Consider the following 16,654-nt stretch of genomic DNA (forward strand, 5'->3'; position numbering starts at 1 on the left):
GCTCGCTTCGCTCGCTCATGACGCCGCCTCCTGCTCGGTGAGCTGGGAGAGGACGATCTCCCGGTAGGTCTGGTTGGCGGCCATCAACTCCTCGTGAGTGCCGGTGCCCACGACCTCGCCCTCGTCGAGGACGATGATCCGGTCGGCGTGGCGGATCGTGGACACCCGCTGGGCGACCACCACGACGGTCGCGTCGCTGGTCTCCCGGGCCAGCGCCGCTCGCAGGGCGGCGTCGGTGGCGTAGTCGACGGCGGAGAACGAGTCGTCGAAGAGGTAGATCCGCGGCTGAGCCACCAGGACCCGGGCGATCGCGAGGCGCTGTCGCTGCCCGCCCGAGACGTTGCTGCCGCCCTGCCCGATGGGCGCTTCGAGTCCCTCCGACAGTTGCCCGACGAAGTCGCGCGCCTGGGCGACGTCGAGGGCGCGCCAGAGTTCCTCGTCGGTAGCGTCGGGATTGCCGTACCGAAGGTTCGACGCGATCGTCCCCGAGAAGAGGTACGGCTTCTGCGGCACCAGCCCGACGGTGCGGGCCAGTACGGCCGGGTCGAGCTCGCGAACGTCGACCCCGTTGACGAGCACCGCACCACCGGTGGCGTCGAAGAGGCGCGGGACGAGGTTGAGCAGGGTGGTCTTGCCGCTGCCGGTGCTCCCGATCACCGCGGTCATCTGGCCCAGACGGGCGACCAGGCTGATTCCCCGAAGCACGGATTCCTCGGCACCGGGGTAACGGAAGTCGACGTCGCGGATCTCGAGGTGCCCACCGCCGCGCAGCTCCGTTACCGGCCGGGGTGCGACCGTGACGCTCGACTCGGTGTCGAGGACCTCCTGGATCCGCTCCGCGCAGACCTCGGCCCGCGGCACCATCACGAACATGAACGTCGCCATCATCACCGACATGAGGATCTGCATCAGGTAGCTCAGGAACGCCGTCAACGCACCGATCTGCATCGAGCCGGCGTCGATCCGGTGGGCACCGAACCACATGACGGCCACGCTGGAGAGGTTCATGACCGCCATGACGGTCGGGAACATCAGCGCCATCAGGCGGCCGACGCCGAGGGAGACGGACATGAGTTCGGTGTTGGCCCCGGCGAACCTCGCGTGCTCGTGCTCGTCGCGGACGAACGCACGGATCACCCGGATGCCGCTGATCTGCTCGCGCATCACGCGGTTGACCATGTCGATGCGCTCCTGCATCGCGCGGAACAGCGGCCGCATCCGCCGGATGATGAGGCTGACGGCAAGGATCAGGACGGGTACGACGACCAGGAGCAGCGCGGACAGCGGTACGTCCAGGTTGAGCGCCATGAGGATGCCGCCCACGCACATGATGGGCGCCGACACCATCAGGGTGAGGGTCATCAGCACCAGCATCTGGACCTGCTGGACGTCGTTGGTGGTCCGGGTGATGAGCGACGGTGCGCCGAACTGCCCGACCTCGCGGATCGAGAAGTCCTGCACCCGGCCGAAAATCGCGGCGCGTACGTCCCGGCCGAGCGCCATCGCCGTACGGGCCCCGACGTAGACGGCCGCACACGCGCACAGGATCTGCACAAGAGTCACGGCGAGCATGACACCGCCGGTCCGCATGATGTAGCCGATGTCGCCCCTGACCACGCCGTTGTCGATGATGTCGGCGTTCAGGGTCGGGAGATACAGCGTGGCGAGTGTCTGCAGGAGCTGCAGGACCACTACCAGGGTGATGGGCCTGGCGTAGGGGCGCAGATACGCGCGCAGGAGTCGGATCAGCACAGCGGCCTTCCGGGTCGAAGCAGAGACGGGGCGAAGTACCAGTCCGAACAATCTCAGATCATGCTGGGATTTTCGCAACATACCCGCATCGATGCCATCCGGTTTGGGGCGGAACACGGTCGTTCGCTCCGCAGAGGAACGCCCGCGACCAGCCCGGACCTGATCGCCAGGCGTTGACATGCAGCTATCTGGCTGCCTATGGTTTAGGCAGCCAAATGGCTGCATGTTTGGCAGCGGACAGACAGTTTGGGAATGGACGGGCTGATATGGATGAGGTCTTCAAGGCGCTCGCGGACGCGAGCCGGCGCCGGCTTCTCGACAGTCTGAACGCCCAGAACGGCCAGACCCTGCGCGAGCTGTGCGCGGGACTGGACATGGCACGGCAGTCCGTCAGCAAGCACCTGGCGGTGCTGGAGGCAGCCAACCTGGTGACCACGATGTGGCGGGGGCGGGAGAAGTTGCACTACCTCAATGCCGAGCCCATCAACGCCATCGCCGACCGCTGGATCAACCAGTACGACCGCGCGCGCGTGCACGCACTCGCCGACCTGAAATCAGCATTGGAGCAGGAACCCATGGGCGCGACCGAGTTCGTCTACACGACCTACATCAAGACCACCCCCGAACGCCTCTGGCAGGCACTCACCGAGCCGGCCTTCACCAGTCGCTACTGGGGACTGACGTTCGAGTCGGACTGGAAGGTGGGTTCGACGATGGTCTGGGACGAAGCGGGGGCAAGGACCGCCGACCCCGCGCAGGTGGTCCTCGAATCCGACCCCTACCGCCGGCTCTCCTACACCTGGCACACCTTCACCCCCGAGTGGGCCAAAGGTCACGGGTTCGATGACGAGGCCCTCAACAAGCTCGCCGGTGAACGCCGGTCGAAGGTCACCTTCACCATCGAACCCCTCGGGCCGATCGCCAAGTTGACCGTCGTACACGACGACTTCGAGCCGGGCGGTCAGCTGGTGACGATGTGCAGCGAGGGGTGGCCGCACCTGCTGTCCGACCTCAAGACGCTGCTCGAGACCGGCGACACCCTCCCCGCCGTCTCGCTTCCGGTCGAACCAGGCGCCTGAGGTTCGCAGCGGCAGGCACAATGGGGCGGCGCCGACGGATCGTCGGCGCCGCCAACCGGTCCGTCGGGGAGCTGGCCCGGTCACGGCAACCGACCGCCTGCCCGCCAAGGAGGACCATGCCTGCCGAGGGTTACCGGAGTCCGAGCGAGCTATCCGAGCCGGGTTCTCCCGGCGCGCCGATCCGTGCGTTGATCTTCGATTTCGACGGTCTGATCCTCGACACCGAGGTCCCGGAGTTCGAGTCCTGGCAGGCGATCTTCAGCGCTCACGATTCCGTGCTCCGGCTCGAGGTCTGGGCGCAGTGCATCGGGAGTTCTGACCACGGCTGGGATCCGTACGCGCATCTGGAACGCGAGTACGGCAAACCTGTCGACCGCGCCGTCATCAAGGCCGCCCGTCGTGCCCACTGCGACCAGCTCATCGCGGCGCAGACCGTCCTGCCGGGCGTCGAAGCGTACATCCACGAGGCGCGGCGGCGCGGGCTCAAGGTGGGCCTCGCCTCCAGTTCGAGCAGGCGGTGGGTCGACGGGCACCTTCAGCGGCTCCGGCTCCACACGTACTTCGACGCCATCAGGACCTCCGACGACGTGGCTCGGACGAAGCCGGACCCGGAGCTCTACAGGGTTGCCGCCGCGGCGCTCGGCGTGCACCCGGCGCAGGCGATCGCGCTCGAGGACTCACCGAACGGCGTCGCCGCGGCCAAGGCCGCCGGGCTCTTCTGTGTGGCCGTACCCAACCAGATGACCAGGCAACTCCCCCTTGACGCGGCAGACCTGCGGCTCCCGTCGATGGATGCGATGCCGTTGAACGACGTACTCTTCGCCGCCGCCCGGGCCAACGGCCACGGATCGGCCGCCGCCAACACCGCTGGCGGCGCTGGCGATGTTGTCCCGGAGTGAGGTTTGCTGTGGGCGCGGAAACGAAGGTGCTCGTCCTAGGTCTTGGACTCCTCGGCGGCGGCATCGGAATGGCTCGGTACTTCGCTCGCCGTGGCGCGCAGGTGCGGATCACTGATCTACGTACGCCCGAGCAGTTGCGGCCGGCTCTCGACGCCCTGTCTGACCTCGACGCGGAGTACGTCCTGGGCACCAACCGTCCCGAAGACGTCCATTGGGCCGACATCGTGGTCCGCAACCCCGGTGTCCGTCCGGACGCGCCCCTCCTCCGTCTTGCTCGCGAACTGGGCAAGCAGGTGGAGATGGAGGTGGGATATTTCGTCCGGCACTGCCCTGCCCCGATCACCGCGGTGACTGGCACCAAGGGCAAGACGACAACCACCGCTTTGCTCCATCAGCTCCTCGAGTCTGACGGCAGCCCGGTGCGGATCGCGGGCAACATGGGCTTGTCGGCTATCGATCTCCTGGATGAGCTCACGCCCGATGATCAGGTCCTGTTGGAGATTTCGGCCCAGCAACTCGAGGCGCGGGCCGATGTCGGGTGGTCACCGGCCGTGGCGGTGATCACGAATGTCGCCGACGACCACCTGGACCGTTACGGGTCGCTGAGGGAGTACCGCCGCGTCAAGGCATCCTTGACGATGGGGCAAACGGCGGATGGATGGACCATCCTTCCTGGATGGGATGGCGAACTAGCCGCGATGTGCACGTCAGTTCCGTCGCGGAAGGTGTTCGTGCGCGATTCCGCCCAGCCCTTTCCCGCCAGTGCCTTCGGCCCCTTCGCGGTCGTGGAGATCGGCGAGGACGGGGTGACGTGGACCGATGCTGACGGCCGCGCGCTGGAACTCTGCGGCTTCGCGGAGTTCGGGCTCCTCGGCGTACACAACCGCGTCAACCTGGCGTTCGCGGCCGCGGCGGCGTACGCCAACGGCCGGAGCCCGGCTGAGATCAGCAAGGCCGTCCCCCAGCTCAAACCCGTGGATCACCGGCTGCAGCATTGTGGCGCCTGGCGCCAGATCGCCTTTATCAACGACTCCGCGGCCACGGCACCGATCGCCGCCGCGGCGTCGCTGCGGGCGTTGTCTGACGAGCGGGTCGTGCTGATCTGCGGCGGGGCCAGCAAGGGTTCGGATTTCGCGCCGATGGCGAAGGCGATCGAGGAGACCGGCGCGATCGTCGTACTCCTTCCTGGCGCTGGTTCGACGGAACTCGCGCGGGAGCTTCAGGAGTGCCACCTCTCGCATCCCGTGGTACGGGTCGATGGGATGGACGAAGCTGTCGCGGCCGCGATCGACCTCGCTGCCTCGACGGATGCCACCTGCGTCACGCTCTCGCCCGGGTGTGCGAGCTTCGGCTTGTTCCTGAACGAGTTCGAGCGCGGACACGCCTTCGTAGAGGCAGTCCGCGCCCGAACTCATTGACCACGTCTAGATGGGCTTCGGCCAGGGGCGGGGCTTCTTATCCCGCCGCAGGAGTCGGGGACTCGGCCTGGCGGGCTTTCCATTCGTGATCGAGGATGGCGTAAACGACCTCGTCGGCCCACTCCCCTTTGACGAACTCGTTTTGTACGAAGTGTGCCTCCCGCCGCATGCCGAGGCGCTCCAGGAGTCGAGCGGACTTGGTGTTACGGCCATCGAGGCGGCCGATGATGCGGTGCAGGCCCGCCTCCTCGAAGCCGAGCCGAAGCATGACCTCGGCGGCCTCCGTCGCGTAGCCCTTACCTCCGCAGTCGGGATGGAAGACGTAGCCGACCTCACCCGTACGATGCTCGCGGCTCCGCAACGTCATGCTGACATCACCCAACAGCGCTCCAGTCTCCCGCAGGACCACCGCCAAGGAGAGACCTTGTCCCTCGCCCTCCAGAAATGTCTCCTGGGTCTTCCTGTAGAGCGCTGGGCGGACCTCGTCGAGGGTCCGAGGGCTCCAGTACAGATACCGGGCTACCTCTGGCAACGATTGCATCGCATGTAGGGGGTGGAGGTCATCAGCACAGAACGGGCGCAGCGTGAGTCGCGCGGTCTCGAGAGGCAAGCTAGGTCGCAGCACCCGTCGATTCTAGACCGGCTCCGCCAACTTCGCCTTGGGCGCGTCCGATCCGAGGAATTGCCTTATAAATAAGGCCATTTGTTGACCCTCACTGGCTGTGGCGGTGATCTTGACGGGGTAGGATCGAACGCATGAGCGACGACGATGGTGTGCGGATCTCTCCGCTCCCGCCCGGGTTTGGCGACATGCTTCCCGGTCCGGAGTTGGTGGCCGCTCGCTGGCGTCGATCGGGACGCCTGTAACGGGTCTGAGGTGGGGGAGCTGGTCCGCGCGGGCCGCAAGGTTGCCCGCTGGGCTGAAGCACTGAGCCTTGGCGACACACAGGTCCTGGCGCACTGCCCGCCCTGCTTCAAGGATGATGAGGCGGAACGCTCGTCTCGGCCGGAGCCGCGCGCTGCGCGCGCTGCTGAACTGTTGTCGCCGATGTTGGGGTGGACCAACTACCGTGCCGATCAGTTCATGCTCATCGCGTTAGCGTTGTCTGATCTGCCGAACACCCGCGGTGCGTTGGAACGCGGTGAACTCGAATTCTCCGAGGTTCGGACGATCGTCGACCGGCTCACCCTCCTACCCCCAGCTGACCGTGCAGCGGTGGATGCGGCGATCTTCCCTGAGGTGCTGAAACTGCGGGGCGGGCTGCTACGGCTCTACGTTGAAGCCGAAATCATCAAGATCAACCCCGAAGCAGCCAAAGAACGCCACAAGAAGGCCCGCGAAGACCGCGGTGTAGCTGTCTACCCCGACGTGGACAACGTCTCCACCGTGCGCCTGCACGGCATCCCTCACGACCGGGCAGCGCAAGCCTGGGCGCTTCTGGATGCGATCGCCCGCACCATGAAATCTGGCGGAGACGAACGCACCCTCCCCCAACTACGCGCCGANATCGCCATCTCCCTCCTCTCCGGCGAAGCCGACGTCCTCATCTGCGACAGCGCTCCAGAAGTCGGCAAAGAGAGAAACCCTTCCGGCGAGGACTGCGACTGCGAGAACGGTGCCGGGGAGGACGGCGCCGGGGAGGACGGCGGGGACGCCGGCCCTTGTCAAGGGTCTTTTGACGACCTGCTCGAGGAGCAGAACAACGCCGACAGCTCTTCCGAAGCTGAGGGTGCGCAGGAGGAATCTGCCGCCGGGCAGGGTGGGTGCCGGCACACCGGGTGCGACCACGACCACCACCTTGCGGGCTGCCCGTGTGAGGACTGTAAACCCGCCACCTACCCCCACCCGCTGGACCGGCCCGCACGTCAGGCCCGCAATAACGGAGCAACTGGTGAGAGCGACGCGGCCATGGGAGGCGGCGAACCCGGACGCGGTCCGGGTGGCGACGCTGACCGGGAACCAATCCCAGAGCAGGAGATCCCGGCCGCGTTCCGGTCCTGGAAAGCGGCGATCAAGGCGAAGCTTCAGCTGAACGTGCCGATCACGACACTGTTCGAGCTTGCGGAGCGGCCAGCGGAGCTGGGCGGGTTCGGACCCGTGCTCACCGAAGTAGCGAGACGACTCATCGCCAACCACCTCGACAACCCAGACGCCATGTTCACCATCGGCATCACCCACCCGGTCACCGGGCAGCTGCTGAGCCTGCATCCACTGGCGAAACGCTTCCTCCGCGGACTCCCGGCAGAGTTCGTGCAGTCACTCAACCAACGCTGCACCTGGATGCTCTGCAGACGCCCAGCCATCAACTGCGACCTCGACCACACCAAACCCTACGCCCAAGGCGGCGAAACCTCCGTCGCGAACATGGCACCACTATGCCGACGCCACCACCGCGTCAAAACCGAAGGCCACTGGAAAGTCGAACAAACCAGCCCAGGCCACCTCACCTACACCGACCCACACGGACGGAAGTATCAGGTGACCCCGCCACGACTCACCGATCCCGTCGAACCAGACGATCCCGATCCTCCACCGTTCTAGCCAACGCGGGGAAGCGGGACAAGCAAACAAGACAGCAGGCTCGAAAACCCTTACAGAAAAGGGATTTCTAGCCTGCTGGCATGCGCCCGCAGCGCCGGAGAACCGCGGGGAATGGGTCAGACGACGTCGCGGCGCATCGGCTTGAGTAGGGCGACCGTACTCGCCAGCACCGTGTATCCGAAGAGAATCAGCGCCCCGGCCAGAGGAGACACCAGCCGGACTGGGTCACTGGACAGCTGCTGGGCCAAGGCGTCGGCCACGGCGGTGAAGTCGGTCAGCGCCGCGGTCGCGCCGCCGGGTAGCCACGGATACAGGCTGCGCACGCCCGGGATCGTCAGGAGCAGCAGCTCCCCGCCATACAGGTAGCCAATCACCACACACAACGCCGCGACCTGGTGGCGGATCAGCGCGCCTATGCCCACCCCGAGCACTGTGTAGGCGACCATGGCGACCGCCAGGCGCGCGAGCAGCTCGACGATGGTCCCGGCAGGCAGGCCCAGGTTGACACCACGGGCCGCGGCGGCACCGAACAGCGCCAGAGCGGAGGTGCCGGACAGGACGAGCCCGTAGACCATGCCCGCCAACCCATAGGTGATCAGTTTGGCGGCCAGCACCCGCCAGCGGTTGGGCGCGAACAGAAACGTGAAATTGACGGTCCGGTACCTGTACTCGGAGGTCACGGCCAGGGTGCCGATCGCGGCGGGGATGAAGGCGGTGAAGCCGAGAAAGCCGAGAACAGCTCGTACTCCAGCTTCGGTGTGGAGCCCCGGCATCGGGGGCTGGAAGTTCTCCGGCCCCACGATGGCGAGCAGGCCGATCAGGCCGCCACCGAGGAGGGCGGCCACGAACAGGGTCGCCAGCCACATCCGGGTCGCGAGCAACCTGCGGAACTCCGCATGGATCAGAGGCTTCATGGGCGCGTCCGTTCGCCGGTCAGGTCAAGGAAGAGCTGTTCGAGGCTGGGGTGTTCGGCGGTCAGTCCGTGGATGCGCAGCCCGCGAGCAGCCGCCAGGTCGGCGATCCGAGATGGGTCGAGCCCGCGGACTCGCAGTTCCTGCGGACCATTCGCTTCCACCAGGTAGGCAGCGGGGGCCAGGATCTGACCGAGTTCGGTGGCGTCGGGAGTGCGTACCAGTACAGCTTGCGACGTACTGGAGAGATCGCGCAGGGACCCGGCGGCCAGCAACCGCCCCTCCCTGATGACCACGACGTCGTCGGCGACCTGCTGCACCTCGCTGAGCACGTGGCTCGAGATCAGGATGGTGCGGCCGGCATCGGCGAGATCGCGCAGGAACGAACGCAGCCAGGCCATGCCCTCTGGATCCAGACCGTTGCTGGGCTCATCCAGCAGCAGGACGCGGGGATCGCCCAGCAGAGCGGTGGCCAGGTTGAGCCGCTGCCGCATGCCGGTGGAGAAGCCGCCTGTCCTGCGTCCTGCGGCCTCAGCCAGACCCAGAAGCTCGAGAAGTTCGTCGACCCGGCCGCTGGGGTATCCGCCCATCGCGGCGTAGATCCCCAGGTGGTCTCTGGCCGAGTGGAACGGGTGGAAGGAGGCGGCGTCGAAGACCGCCCCCACCACGGTGGTCGGGCGCAGGATGTCCCGGTAACGACGCCCTCCGATGGTCACGCTGCCGGACGTGGGCGCGACATGATCGATCATCATCCGCATGGTCGTCGTCTTGCCGGCACCATTCGGGCCGAGGAAAGCCGTGATCGCCCCCGGTCTGACAGTGAAGCTGAGGTCGTCGACAGCGGTGACCGGGCCGTACCTCTTGGTCAGATTGCGTACCTCGATGCCGCTCACACGACCACAGCCCCGATGACCTGAACGAGGTGATCGACGTTGGAGACCGAGACGACGACTTCGTCGAATTCGCCGCCGGAGCTCGCGCGGTCCAGCAGCAGGTGTAACCCGGGGAGATTGCGGTTGACCGAGACCAGCTGCCGTGGACCGCCGTAGAGGCCCCACACACCGATCTTGGTGTGGCCCGACACGGTCAGCCCTCTTCTCGCTCCGCGCGGGACGCGCAGCGGCCGATCCGTGGCGGCCACCCTTCGAACTGCCGTCAAGGGGATGGTGTGCCGGGCGCGCCCGGCGAACAACCGCTCCCACGGACCGAACTCGATGGTGATCAAGCCGTCAGCGACCATGACCGTTGCCACGTGTCATCCTTTCGTCAAGGGGAGGAGAGTCGTCGCCAGCAGCCGGGGTGTCCGGTCCTCTCCTGGCTCATGTGCGAGAAGGGGTTGCACCAGCTCGGCGAAGCCCTGCGCGAAGCGGATGAACTCCTCGTCATCCAGATGCAGCACCACCTGCTGGTAGCCAACGCCGTCGGCCATCAGGTCGATGTGCTCCCTGGCGAGGTAGCGCGAGAACTCCGCCAGCAAGCTGCTCATGAACGCGGTGAAGTACCGCGCGTGCTCCTCACGGGACGCCGAGGCCAAGGTTTCGGCGGTGGGCGTCACCCCGCCTTCCGGCACCACGTACACCCGCTCCGTCGCGCCCCCGACCTTGCGCTCCTCCGCCACGTCCAGCAGGCCCGCATTGGCGAGAGTCGCGATGTGCCGGTACAGCGTGGCCTGTGGTACGTCGGCCAGCTGGCCCGCCAACTCGGTTGCCGTACGGCGACCGCCGGCGACCGCGACCAGGATCCGGATGCGTACGGGATGAAGCGCCACGTCAGCCCGGCGTTCTTTCGGAGTACTCACAACGCAGACGTTATCATTATTGATAATGAGAACGCATCTTGATCACGCGGAGCCATCGACGATCAGGTGATGGCACCAGGCCGACTACCCAGGTGCGTCTCCGGACGCGCGCAAGATCACCAAATGCAGTTGGACGCCCTGGCCGCCGCAGGCTGCCGGGAAGGAGCTCCTGGATCCCCGCCGCAGAGAGCCGACGAGCTGACCTACGGCTCCGCAGGTCAGCCAAGACGACCGCAATGTCCCCGAGGCTAGTGGGACCTATCAGTCGTTGAGCATCACCAGATCGAGCGTGTGGAGGTGCTCGGAGTTCGCGATCAGATTGATCTCGGTGATTTTGCCTGCGGAGATCGTGAAGGCGAAGGCCACGCGTGGTCGGCAGGCCTGTGCCCACAATGCGCCGGGGACCCCGTCGATCAGTGCCAGGCGTGCGTGGAGGGCGCGGCCGGAGAGGGTGTCGGCGACCGCCGAGGCGCCGTGGACCAGCCCAGGGGCGCCCATACCGATGGCGGCGTGGTTGGCGCGGAGCACGGCGTCTGGGTGCAGCAGATCGAGCAACGCGTTGAAGTCGCCGCGCCGTGAAGCGGAGAGAAAGGCACGGACGATCTCCCGCTGTCGGGCCAGGTCGGTGCCGGGGGGCGGTGCCGCGCCCCGGATGCGGCGTCGGGCTCGGCTGGCGAGTTTTCTGGCTGCGGCGGGCGTCCGGTCGACGATGGGAGCGATCTCCTCGAACGGCACGGCGAAGATGTCGTGCAGCACGAAGGCCAGGCGCTCGTTGGGAGCCAACGTGTCCAGCACCACCAGCAGTGCGAGGCCCACCGAGTCGGACAAGATCGCGTGGTGCTCGGGATCGACGTCTGTGTCGTCGCTGCGTTGGGCTGGTTGCAGCACGGGCACGTCCAATGGATCTTCGCTCCGGGCGGTGCGTGAGCGCAGCATGGTCAGCGCCACACGGGCGACGATGGTGGTGAGCCACCCGCGCAGGTTCTCCACCTCGCTGGTGTAGGACCGGTTGAGCCTGAGCCAGGCTTCCTGGACGGCATCGTCGGCCTCGGCCGCGGAGCCGAGGATCTGGTAGGCCACCGCACGCAGATGCCCGCGATGCTCCTCGAACCGGTCGGTCAGCAAATCGTGCTCGTTCATCGGTCACATTCCTCCGTCGCGGCCAGTCATTGCCTATGACTCGCGAAACGTCGCGGGTGTGACCAGCAGCAGGACGACCACGCCGGGCGGCACGCCCGTGATGCCGTTCATGCGGCTGGCGCGTACCTGTTCCCCATCGGAGGAAGCATCATGTCCGCACGTATCCCGTCTTGGCTGCGCACAGCCTTCTACTGGGTCCTGGCCGCAGAATTCGTCGTCGGCTTCGTCACCAAGTTCTGGCCCGGCCCGACGTTCTTTGGCCCGGCGTACTCGGTGAAGTTCGTTGAGTGGGGGTTTCCCGCCTGGTTCAGATTCGTCGCTGGCGCCATCGAGTTGATCTGTGCACTCTTGCTGGTCATCCCATCCAAACGGTTCAGATTCATCGGTGCCGCGGGACTGGTCTTCCTCCTCACCGCCGCGGTCACCACGCACCTCATCGATGACGCGGCCCTGTACGAAGAGGTCTCGGCCCCCATCCACCTGGTGATCACGATCATGGTCGCCCTGGCGAACTGGCCGGCCGACTGGAAAGACCTCATACACCCCCAGCGGGACAGCAGCGCCGCGCCGACACGCGCACGAGGCATGGAGCACAGCACCCGATGATTCGCGCCATCGATTCCATCAACCCGCGCAGCCGCACCATCGTGTACTGGACCGCCACCCTGATCATCGCGGCCGAGTCGTTCGTGGGTGGCTTCTGGGACCTCCTGCGGATCGACTACGTCCGCGACGTCCTGGAACAGCAGCTGAGCTACCCGCCCTATGTCGCTGTCGTCTTGGGCCTGTGGAAGATACCCGGCGCGGTGGTGCTGGTCCTGCCACGCCTTCCCCGGCTCAAGGAATGGGTCTACGCGGGCGAGATCTTCGTCTACACCGGAGCTGCGGCCTCCCATTTCTCCACCGGCGATATCGAGACGGGCACCGGCCCGCTCGGCTTCGCCACCGTAACGATGATCTCCTGGGCGCTGCGACCGGTGAACCGCCGTGACCCTGCGCCACACGCCGCATCGCTCGCCTGGCTACCGTTCACCCCAGCACAGAACACGTTCACCACGATCCTTTTCTGGGTGACCACCCTGAGCTTCACTGGCGCGTTGCTGAGCGGCAGCGTGGCCGACCTGACCCAACGCCCGGAAACCCTGGTCGGCATGCAGGCCCTCGGCTACCCCGCATATTTCCTGCTCATCATCGGATCTTGGAAGGTCCTGTGTGCCCGGCCATACTCCCGCCGAGATTCACCCGGTTGAAGGAATGGGCCTACGCCGGCGCGTTCTTCAACTTCTCCGGTGCGGTCATTTCCCACCTGGCATCCGGCTCCGAGTGGTACCACGTCGGCTACACCTTCCTGTTCACCCTCTGCACACTCACCTCCTGGGCGCTACGGCCCAGCAACCGGGTCCTCGGCAACCTGTATCCGCACCCGGGCAGGCACCAATCCCCCGACGCAATCCAGCAGACAGACACCAGTGAGCACGCCTCGGCCGCACACCGGATCGGGTAATAGCCCCCAGTCAAACACCAACACAACGGAGAATGCGATGCCACCGATGATCAGCACCATCATGCTCGGAGTCCGCGATCTGGCCCGGGCCAAGACGTTCTACACCGCCAGCCTGGCGACCACGGTCGAGAAGGACCATCCGAACTTCGTCTCACTCAGCCTGCGCGGGGGCTTATCGTCGCTGGCGCTCTACGAGTGGACCGCCGCAGCACACGACGCGGGGGTCTCACCGGAGGGATCTGGATTCCGCGGCGTCTCCTTCCACTTCATCACCGACACCCCCGAGACGGTGGACCAGATCATCGCCAAAGCCGAGGCCGCCGGGGGTAGCGTGGTCCGAAAGCCACAGGCCGCGCAGTGGGGCGGCTACTTCGGCTACTTCGCCGACCCCGACGGCCACTTGTGGAAGGTCACCACCTCCAAGCTGACCCACGTCGAACTACCGGCACAGGACACCAGGTCGAGCTGGGTTGCGGTGCGTCGGGATCAGCACGACCATGACCGCCCATGACCGCGTTCGAAGTGCCCCAAAGGCCTGAGTGGCCGCCTGATCACGCCAGAACCCACACCGTTCGGTGCTCCGCCGCCGACTGAGCCGGTGTTGTGGATTACCGACGACCTGCTGCCTGAGGACGAGGATGGAGCTGGCCGCACTGCCGGACCCGCCCCGACGGCTGATCGTCGGTAGCCAGTCCTTCGATCAGGTCTTGGAGACGGACCAGGCGTAAGCGGATCTGTACCGGTCCTGGGAGCACCTCAGCCGAGCAACAGAAGTTCGCGGCCTGGATACGGGACCGCATCTCGCCCCTCGACACCACGGACAACACCAGTCCCGACGTCACCGCGGCGGCCGTCGCAGAGTGGATACGAAGCCGGCTGGGTTTGAAGGCTGGCCGAACCTGGCAAGAACACCTGCGCTCCGCGAGCCGGCGTTCCTACGGTGGAGCGAGGAATTCCACCCGCCGGCGAGGGAGTCATCGTGACGACCACCTTGGAAACACCGCAGGTCCTGACAGACTCCGAGGTCGAGGAGTTCTGGGAGCAGGGATACCTACTCGTACGCGGCGTCCTGTCGCGGGACGAGGCGGCGTACTACCGGGACCTGATCCTTGATCTTGTCCCCCGCAACCTCATCATTCCCGAGCACTGGCACGCCGCCGACGGCCGGATCAAGCCCATGGTGAGCGCCGACAACCAGACCTGGGACACCCCCGAACTCCTGCCTCTGTGGGCCAACGAGAAGCTCTACCACGTCGCGGCACAACTGCTGCGGTCACCGCGGCTGCGGTCGTTCGACGGCTCGCTCGGGGTCACGCTGCGCAACGACGTCCACCGCGACAGTGCCCTGAGCCAGACCCTGCACATCGACGCATCGGTGCCGCGGGACGTTGACAACTTCCTCCTGACACTCGAGGAAGTCCAACTCGGCGGCTGCTTCTATTTCAACGACGTCCTGCCGGAGGGTGGCGGCATCCATGTCGTACCCGGTGGGCACCGGATCGTCGCCGAGGAGGCGAAGGCGCACCCACAGGGGCGGCACCTCCACGACGACTGGAAGCGGATCACGCATCTGAAGAGTGTCGAGGTCACCGGAGAAGCGGGCGACTTCGCACTCCTCCACCACCTGATGCCGCACGGGGCCTCCCACAACCGGCACTCGACTCCACGGGTGGCGCAGTTCCTCCGCTACGTCAGGGAGGACCACCCGCACGGCGCCGGGAAACGCCCGGCGACGGCGTACAACGAACGCCAGCTCGCCGCCGTCGGCCCGCTCGGCCGAAAGCTCCTCGGCGTCGACCCCTGGTGACCCTGGTGACCCCTGATGCCCCAGGAGGGCTGAGTACGTGAAGATCTCGAACGCCCGCGTCATCGTGACCTCGCCCGGCCGCAACTTCGTCACGCTCAAGATCGAGACGGACGCCGGAGTCCATGGCATCGGTGACGCCACCCTCAACGGCCGCGAACTCGCCGTCGCGAGCTACCTGACCGAGCATGTCGTTCCCCTCCTCGAGGGTCGTGATCCGGCGGACATCGAAGACACCTGGCAGTACCTCTACAAGGGGGCCTACTGGCGGCGCGGCCCGGTTACGATGGCGGCGATCGCGGCGGTCGACATGGCGTTGTGGGACATCAAGGGCAAGGTCCTCGACACGCCGGTCTACAACCTCCTCGGTGGCCGTTCGCGGCGCGGGGTCCTCTGTTACGTCCACGCCTCCGGCCGCTCGATCGCCGACACCATCGAACAGGTGCGGCGCCTGCGCGAGGAGGGCTACCGCGCGATCCGGGTCCAGTGCGTCGCGCCCGGCATCGACAACATGTACGGCACGCCGCGCGGTATGGATGGTCAGCAGCCGGACCTGCCGTTCGTCGAGGAAGGCTGGGCGACCGAGAAGTACCTCCGCTTCGTGCCCGAACTCTTCGCCGCCGTGCGGGATGCGGTCGGGTTCGACGTCCATCTCCTCCACGACGCGCACCATCGGCTGACCCCGATCGAGGCGGGGTGGCTGGGCAAGCGGCTCGAGGACTACCAGCTGTTCTGGCTCGAGGACGCCGTGCCCGCCGAACTCCAGGAGAGCTTCCGGCTGATCCGCCAGCACACGACGACACCGCTCGCGGTCGGTGAGGTGTTCAACTCGCTGTACGACTGCCACCAGCTGATCCGTGAACAGCTGATCGACTACATCCGCGCGAGCGTCGTCCATGCGGGCGGTATCACGCAACTGCGTAAGGTCGCGCACTTCGCCGAGCCGTACCACGTCAAGACCGGCTGTCACGGCGCCGCGGACCTCTCCCCCGTGACCATGGCAGCGGCCCTGCACTTCGGGCTCGCGACGCACAACGTCGGAATCCAGGAGTACGCCCATCACGCGGAGGAGACGCCGGAGGTCTTCCCGCATGCCTGGTCCTTCTCTGACGGTTACCTCCACCCGGGGGAGGCGCCCGGTCTCGGTGTCGACATCGACGAGAAGCTCGCGGCGCGCTACCCGTACGACCGCGCCTACCTGCCGGTGAGCCGGAAGGTCGACGGCACAGCCAGCAGTTGGTGACGACCGTTCCGCGACAAATCGGTTGCCCGCCGGGGTGGCCCTCTGGTGTACTCCCCGGCGGCAGCTGAGCGACCAAGGGAGACGGAAATGCGAGCACCCATGTCCATCCAGAGAGGAATTCCCCTTTATCTCGAGGACATGGCGCTCAGTGAAAACGTTGAACCTTGGAATTTTGGCACATGTCGACGCCGGTAAGACCAGCCTGACCGAGCGGCTGCTCTTCGGGGCCGGTGTCATCGACGAGATCGGCAGCGTCGACGACGGCAGCACCCAGACCGATTCGCTCGCTCTGGAACGCCAGCGCGGCATCACGATCAAGTCCGCCGTGGTGTCGTTCGTCATCAACGACGTCACGGTCAACCTGATCGACACGCCCGGCCACCCCGACTTCATCGCCGAGGTGGAGCGGGTGTTGAGCGTGCTCGACGGCGCCGTCCTCGTCATTTCCGCCGTAGAAGGCGTACAGGCGCAGACCCGCGTCCTGATGCGCACGCTCCAGCGGCTCAACATCCCCACACTGATCTTCGTGAACAAGATCGACCGCGGCGGCGCGGATGATGAGCG

18 protein-coding genes are annotated in these 16,654 nt (G+C 66.3%); 11 read left to right on the top strand and 7 right to left on the bottom strand.

Annotation, left to right across the window (positions count from 1 at the left end; genetic code table 11):
• Positions 1 to 15: 15 nt before the first annotated feature.
• Positions 16 to 1,752, bottom strand: coding sequence for an ABC transporter ATP-binding protein (locus B141_RS0118785; protein ID WP_020576732.1), 1,737 nt, complete (start codon positions 1,750 to 1,752; stop codon positions 16 to 18).
• 266 nt (positions 1,753 to 2,018) lie between these two features.
• On the opposite strand from B141_RS0118785, the gene B141_RS0118790 reads away from it, so the two are divergent.
• The 3 genes from B141_RS0118790 (at position 2,019) to murD (ending at position 5,148) form a co-directional block, all read left to right on the top strand.
• A complete protein-coding gene (locus B141_RS0118790) occupies positions 2,019 to 2,831 on the top strand; it encodes an ArsR/SmtB family transcription factor (protein WP_020576733.1) in 813 nt (270 codons plus the stop codon).
• Positions 2,832 to 2,947: 116 nt separating this feature from the next.
• Positions 2,948 to 3,730 (top strand): HAD family hydrolase, encoded by a 783-nt coding sequence (locus B141_RS41445; protein ID WP_020576734.1) that lies wholly within the window; start codon positions 2,948 to 2,950, stop codon positions 3,728 to 3,730.
• 8 nt (positions 3,731 to 3,738) lie between these two features.
• Entirely contained in the window at positions 3,739 to 5,148 is a 1,410-nt protein-coding gene (gene murD / locus B141_RS0118800) for a UDP-N-acetylmuramoyl-L-alanine--D-glutamate ligase (RefSeq protein ID WP_020576735.1), read from the top strand.
• A 37-nt stretch (positions 5,149 to 5,185) separates the two neighbouring features.
• On the opposite strand, the gene B141_RS0118805 is transcribed toward murD, so the two are convergent.
• Positions 5,186 to 5,773 carry a GNAT family N-acetyltransferase gene (locus B141_RS0118805; RefSeq protein WP_026257357.1) on the bottom strand — a complete coding sequence of 196 codons (588 nt, stop codon included), beginning with the start codon at positions 5,771 to 5,773 and terminating at the stop codon, positions 5,186 to 5,188.
• Positions 5,774 to 6,196: 423 nt separating this feature from the next.
• Here B141_RS0118805 and B141_RS45825 point away from each other — a divergent pair, with 423 nt between their 5' ends.
• Positions 6,197 to 7,690, top strand: a complete 1,494-nt coding sequence (locus B141_RS45825; protein WP_084678378.1) for an HNH endonuclease — start codon at positions 6,197 to 6,199, stop codon at positions 7,688 to 7,690.
• Between the two features lie 116 nt (positions 7,691 to 7,806).
• Here the strand turns inward: B141_RS45825 and B141_RS0118815 are convergent, their stop codons facing one another.
• The 5 genes from B141_RS0118815 to B141_RS0118835 all read right to left on the bottom strand — a co-directional run bounded on the left by B141_RS0118815 (position 7,807) and on the right by B141_RS0118835 (position 11,539).
• A complete protein-coding gene (locus B141_RS0118815; RefSeq protein WP_020576737.1) occupies positions 7,807 to 8,604 on the bottom strand; it encodes an ABC transporter permease in 798 nt (265 codons plus the stop codon).
• Complete coding sequence (locus tag B141_RS0118820) at positions 8,601 to 9,494, bottom strand: ABC transporter ATP-binding protein (RefSeq protein WP_020576738.1); 894 nt, start codon at positions 9,492 to 9,494, stop codon at positions 8,601 to 8,603. The genes B141_RS0118815 and B141_RS0118820 overlap by 4 nt, the downstream gene beginning before the upstream one ends.
• Positions 9,491 to 9,853, bottom strand: a complete 363-nt coding sequence (locus B141_RS0118825; protein WP_020576739.1) for a hypothetical protein — start codon at positions 9,851 to 9,853, stop codon at positions 9,491 to 9,493. The genes B141_RS0118820 and B141_RS0118825 overlap by 4 nt, the downstream gene beginning before the upstream one ends.
• A gap of 3 nt (positions 9,854 to 9,856) precedes the next feature.
• Entirely contained in the window at positions 9,857 to 10,399 is a 543-nt protein-coding gene (locus B141_RS0118830) for a helix-turn-helix domain-containing protein (protein WP_020576740.1), read from the bottom strand.
• 261 nt (positions 10,400 to 10,660) lie between these two features.
• Positions 10,661 to 11,539, bottom strand: a complete 879-nt coding sequence (locus B141_RS0118835; RefSeq protein ID WP_020576741.1) for a sigma-70 family RNA polymerase sigma factor — start codon at positions 11,537 to 11,539, stop codon at positions 10,661 to 10,663.
• Between the two features lie 150 nt (positions 11,540 to 11,689).
• Here B141_RS0118835 and B141_RS0118840 point away from each other — a divergent pair, with 150 nt between their 5' ends.
• From B141_RS0118840 to B141_RS0118875, 7 genes are all read left to right on the top strand, one after another.
• Positions 11,690 to 12,145, top strand: coding sequence for a DoxX family protein (locus tag B141_RS0118840; RefSeq protein ID WP_020576742.1), 456 nt, complete (start codon positions 11,690 to 11,692; stop codon positions 12,143 to 12,145).
• Positions 12,142 to 12,789 carry a DoxX family protein gene (locus B141_RS45830; protein ID WP_020576743.1) on the top strand — a complete coding sequence of 216 codons (648 nt, stop codon included), beginning with the start codon at positions 12,142 to 12,144 and terminating at the stop codon, positions 12,787 to 12,789. Before B141_RS0118840 ends, B141_RS45830 begins: the two co-directional genes overlap by 4 nt.
• Positions 12,786 to 13,043, top strand: coding sequence for a DoxX family protein (locus B141_RS45835; RefSeq protein WP_020576744.1), 258 nt, complete (start codon positions 12,786 to 12,788; stop codon positions 13,041 to 13,043). Before B141_RS45830 ends, B141_RS45835 begins: the two co-directional genes overlap by 4 nt.
• A 46-nt stretch (positions 13,044 to 13,089) precedes the next feature.
• Entirely contained in the window at positions 13,090 to 13,554 is a 465-nt protein-coding gene (locus tag B141_RS41465) for a VOC family protein (protein WP_202805831.1), read from the top strand.
• Between the two features lie 468 nt (positions 13,555 to 14,022).
• The gene (locus B141_RS0118865; protein ID WP_020576747.1) at positions 14,023 to 14,850 is read left to right on the top strand and encodes a phytanoyl-CoA dioxygenase family protein; all 828 of its coding nucleotides are present in this window, start codon (positions 14,023 to 14,025) and stop codon (positions 14,848 to 14,850) included.
• Between the two features lie 37 nt (positions 14,851 to 14,887).
• Positions 14,888 to 16,090: a D-mannonate dehydratase ManD gene (gene manD / locus B141_RS0118870; RefSeq protein WP_020576748.1), complete on the top strand. Its 1,203-nt coding sequence runs from the start codon at positions 14,888 to 14,890 to the stop codon at positions 16,088 to 16,090.
• A 148-nt stretch (positions 16,091 to 16,238) separates the two neighbouring features.
• On the top strand, positions 16,239 to 16,654 hold a 416-nt coding region (locus B141_RS0118875; RefSeq protein WP_040421673.1), incomplete at its 3' end, for a GTP-binding protein.

Source organism: Actinopolymorpha alba DSM 45243, from assembly GCF_000373925.1.
GTDB lineage: Bacteria > Actinomycetota > Actinomycetes > Propionibacteriales > Actinopolymorphaceae > Actinopolymorpha > Actinopolymorpha alba.

What these genes read in the sequence shown, in the direction of transcription:
- B141_RS0118790 (WP_020576733.1), top strand. Translation starts at nt 2,019, where the DNA reads ATGGATGAGGTCTTCAAGGCGCTCGCGGACGCGAGCCGGCGCCGGCTT.
- B141_RS41445 (WP_020576734.1), top strand. Translation starts at nt 2,948, where the DNA reads ATGCCTGCCGAGGGTTACCGGAGTCCGAGCGAGCTATCCGAGCCGGGT.
- B141_RS0118815 (WP_020576737.1), bottom strand. Translation starts at nt 8,604, where the DNA reads ATGAAGCCTCTGATCCATGCGGAGTTCCGCAGGTTGCTCGCGACCCGG.
- B141_RS0118835 (WP_020576741.1), bottom strand. Translation starts at nt 11,539, where the DNA reads ATGAACGAGCACGATTTGCTGACCGACCGGTTCGAGGAGCATCGCGGG.
- B141_RS0118840 (WP_020576742.1), top strand. Translation starts at nt 11,690, where the DNA reads ATGTCCGCACGTATCCCGTCTTGGCTGCGCACAGCCTTCTACTGGGTC.
- B141_RS45830 (WP_020576743.1), top strand. Translation starts at nt 12,142, where the DNA reads ATGATTCGCGCCATCGATTCCATCAACCCGCGCAGCCGCACCATCGTG.
- B141_RS41465 (WP_202805831.1), top strand. Translation starts at nt 13,090, where the DNA reads ATGATCAGCACCATCATGCTCGGAGTCCGCGATCTGGCCCGGGCCAAG.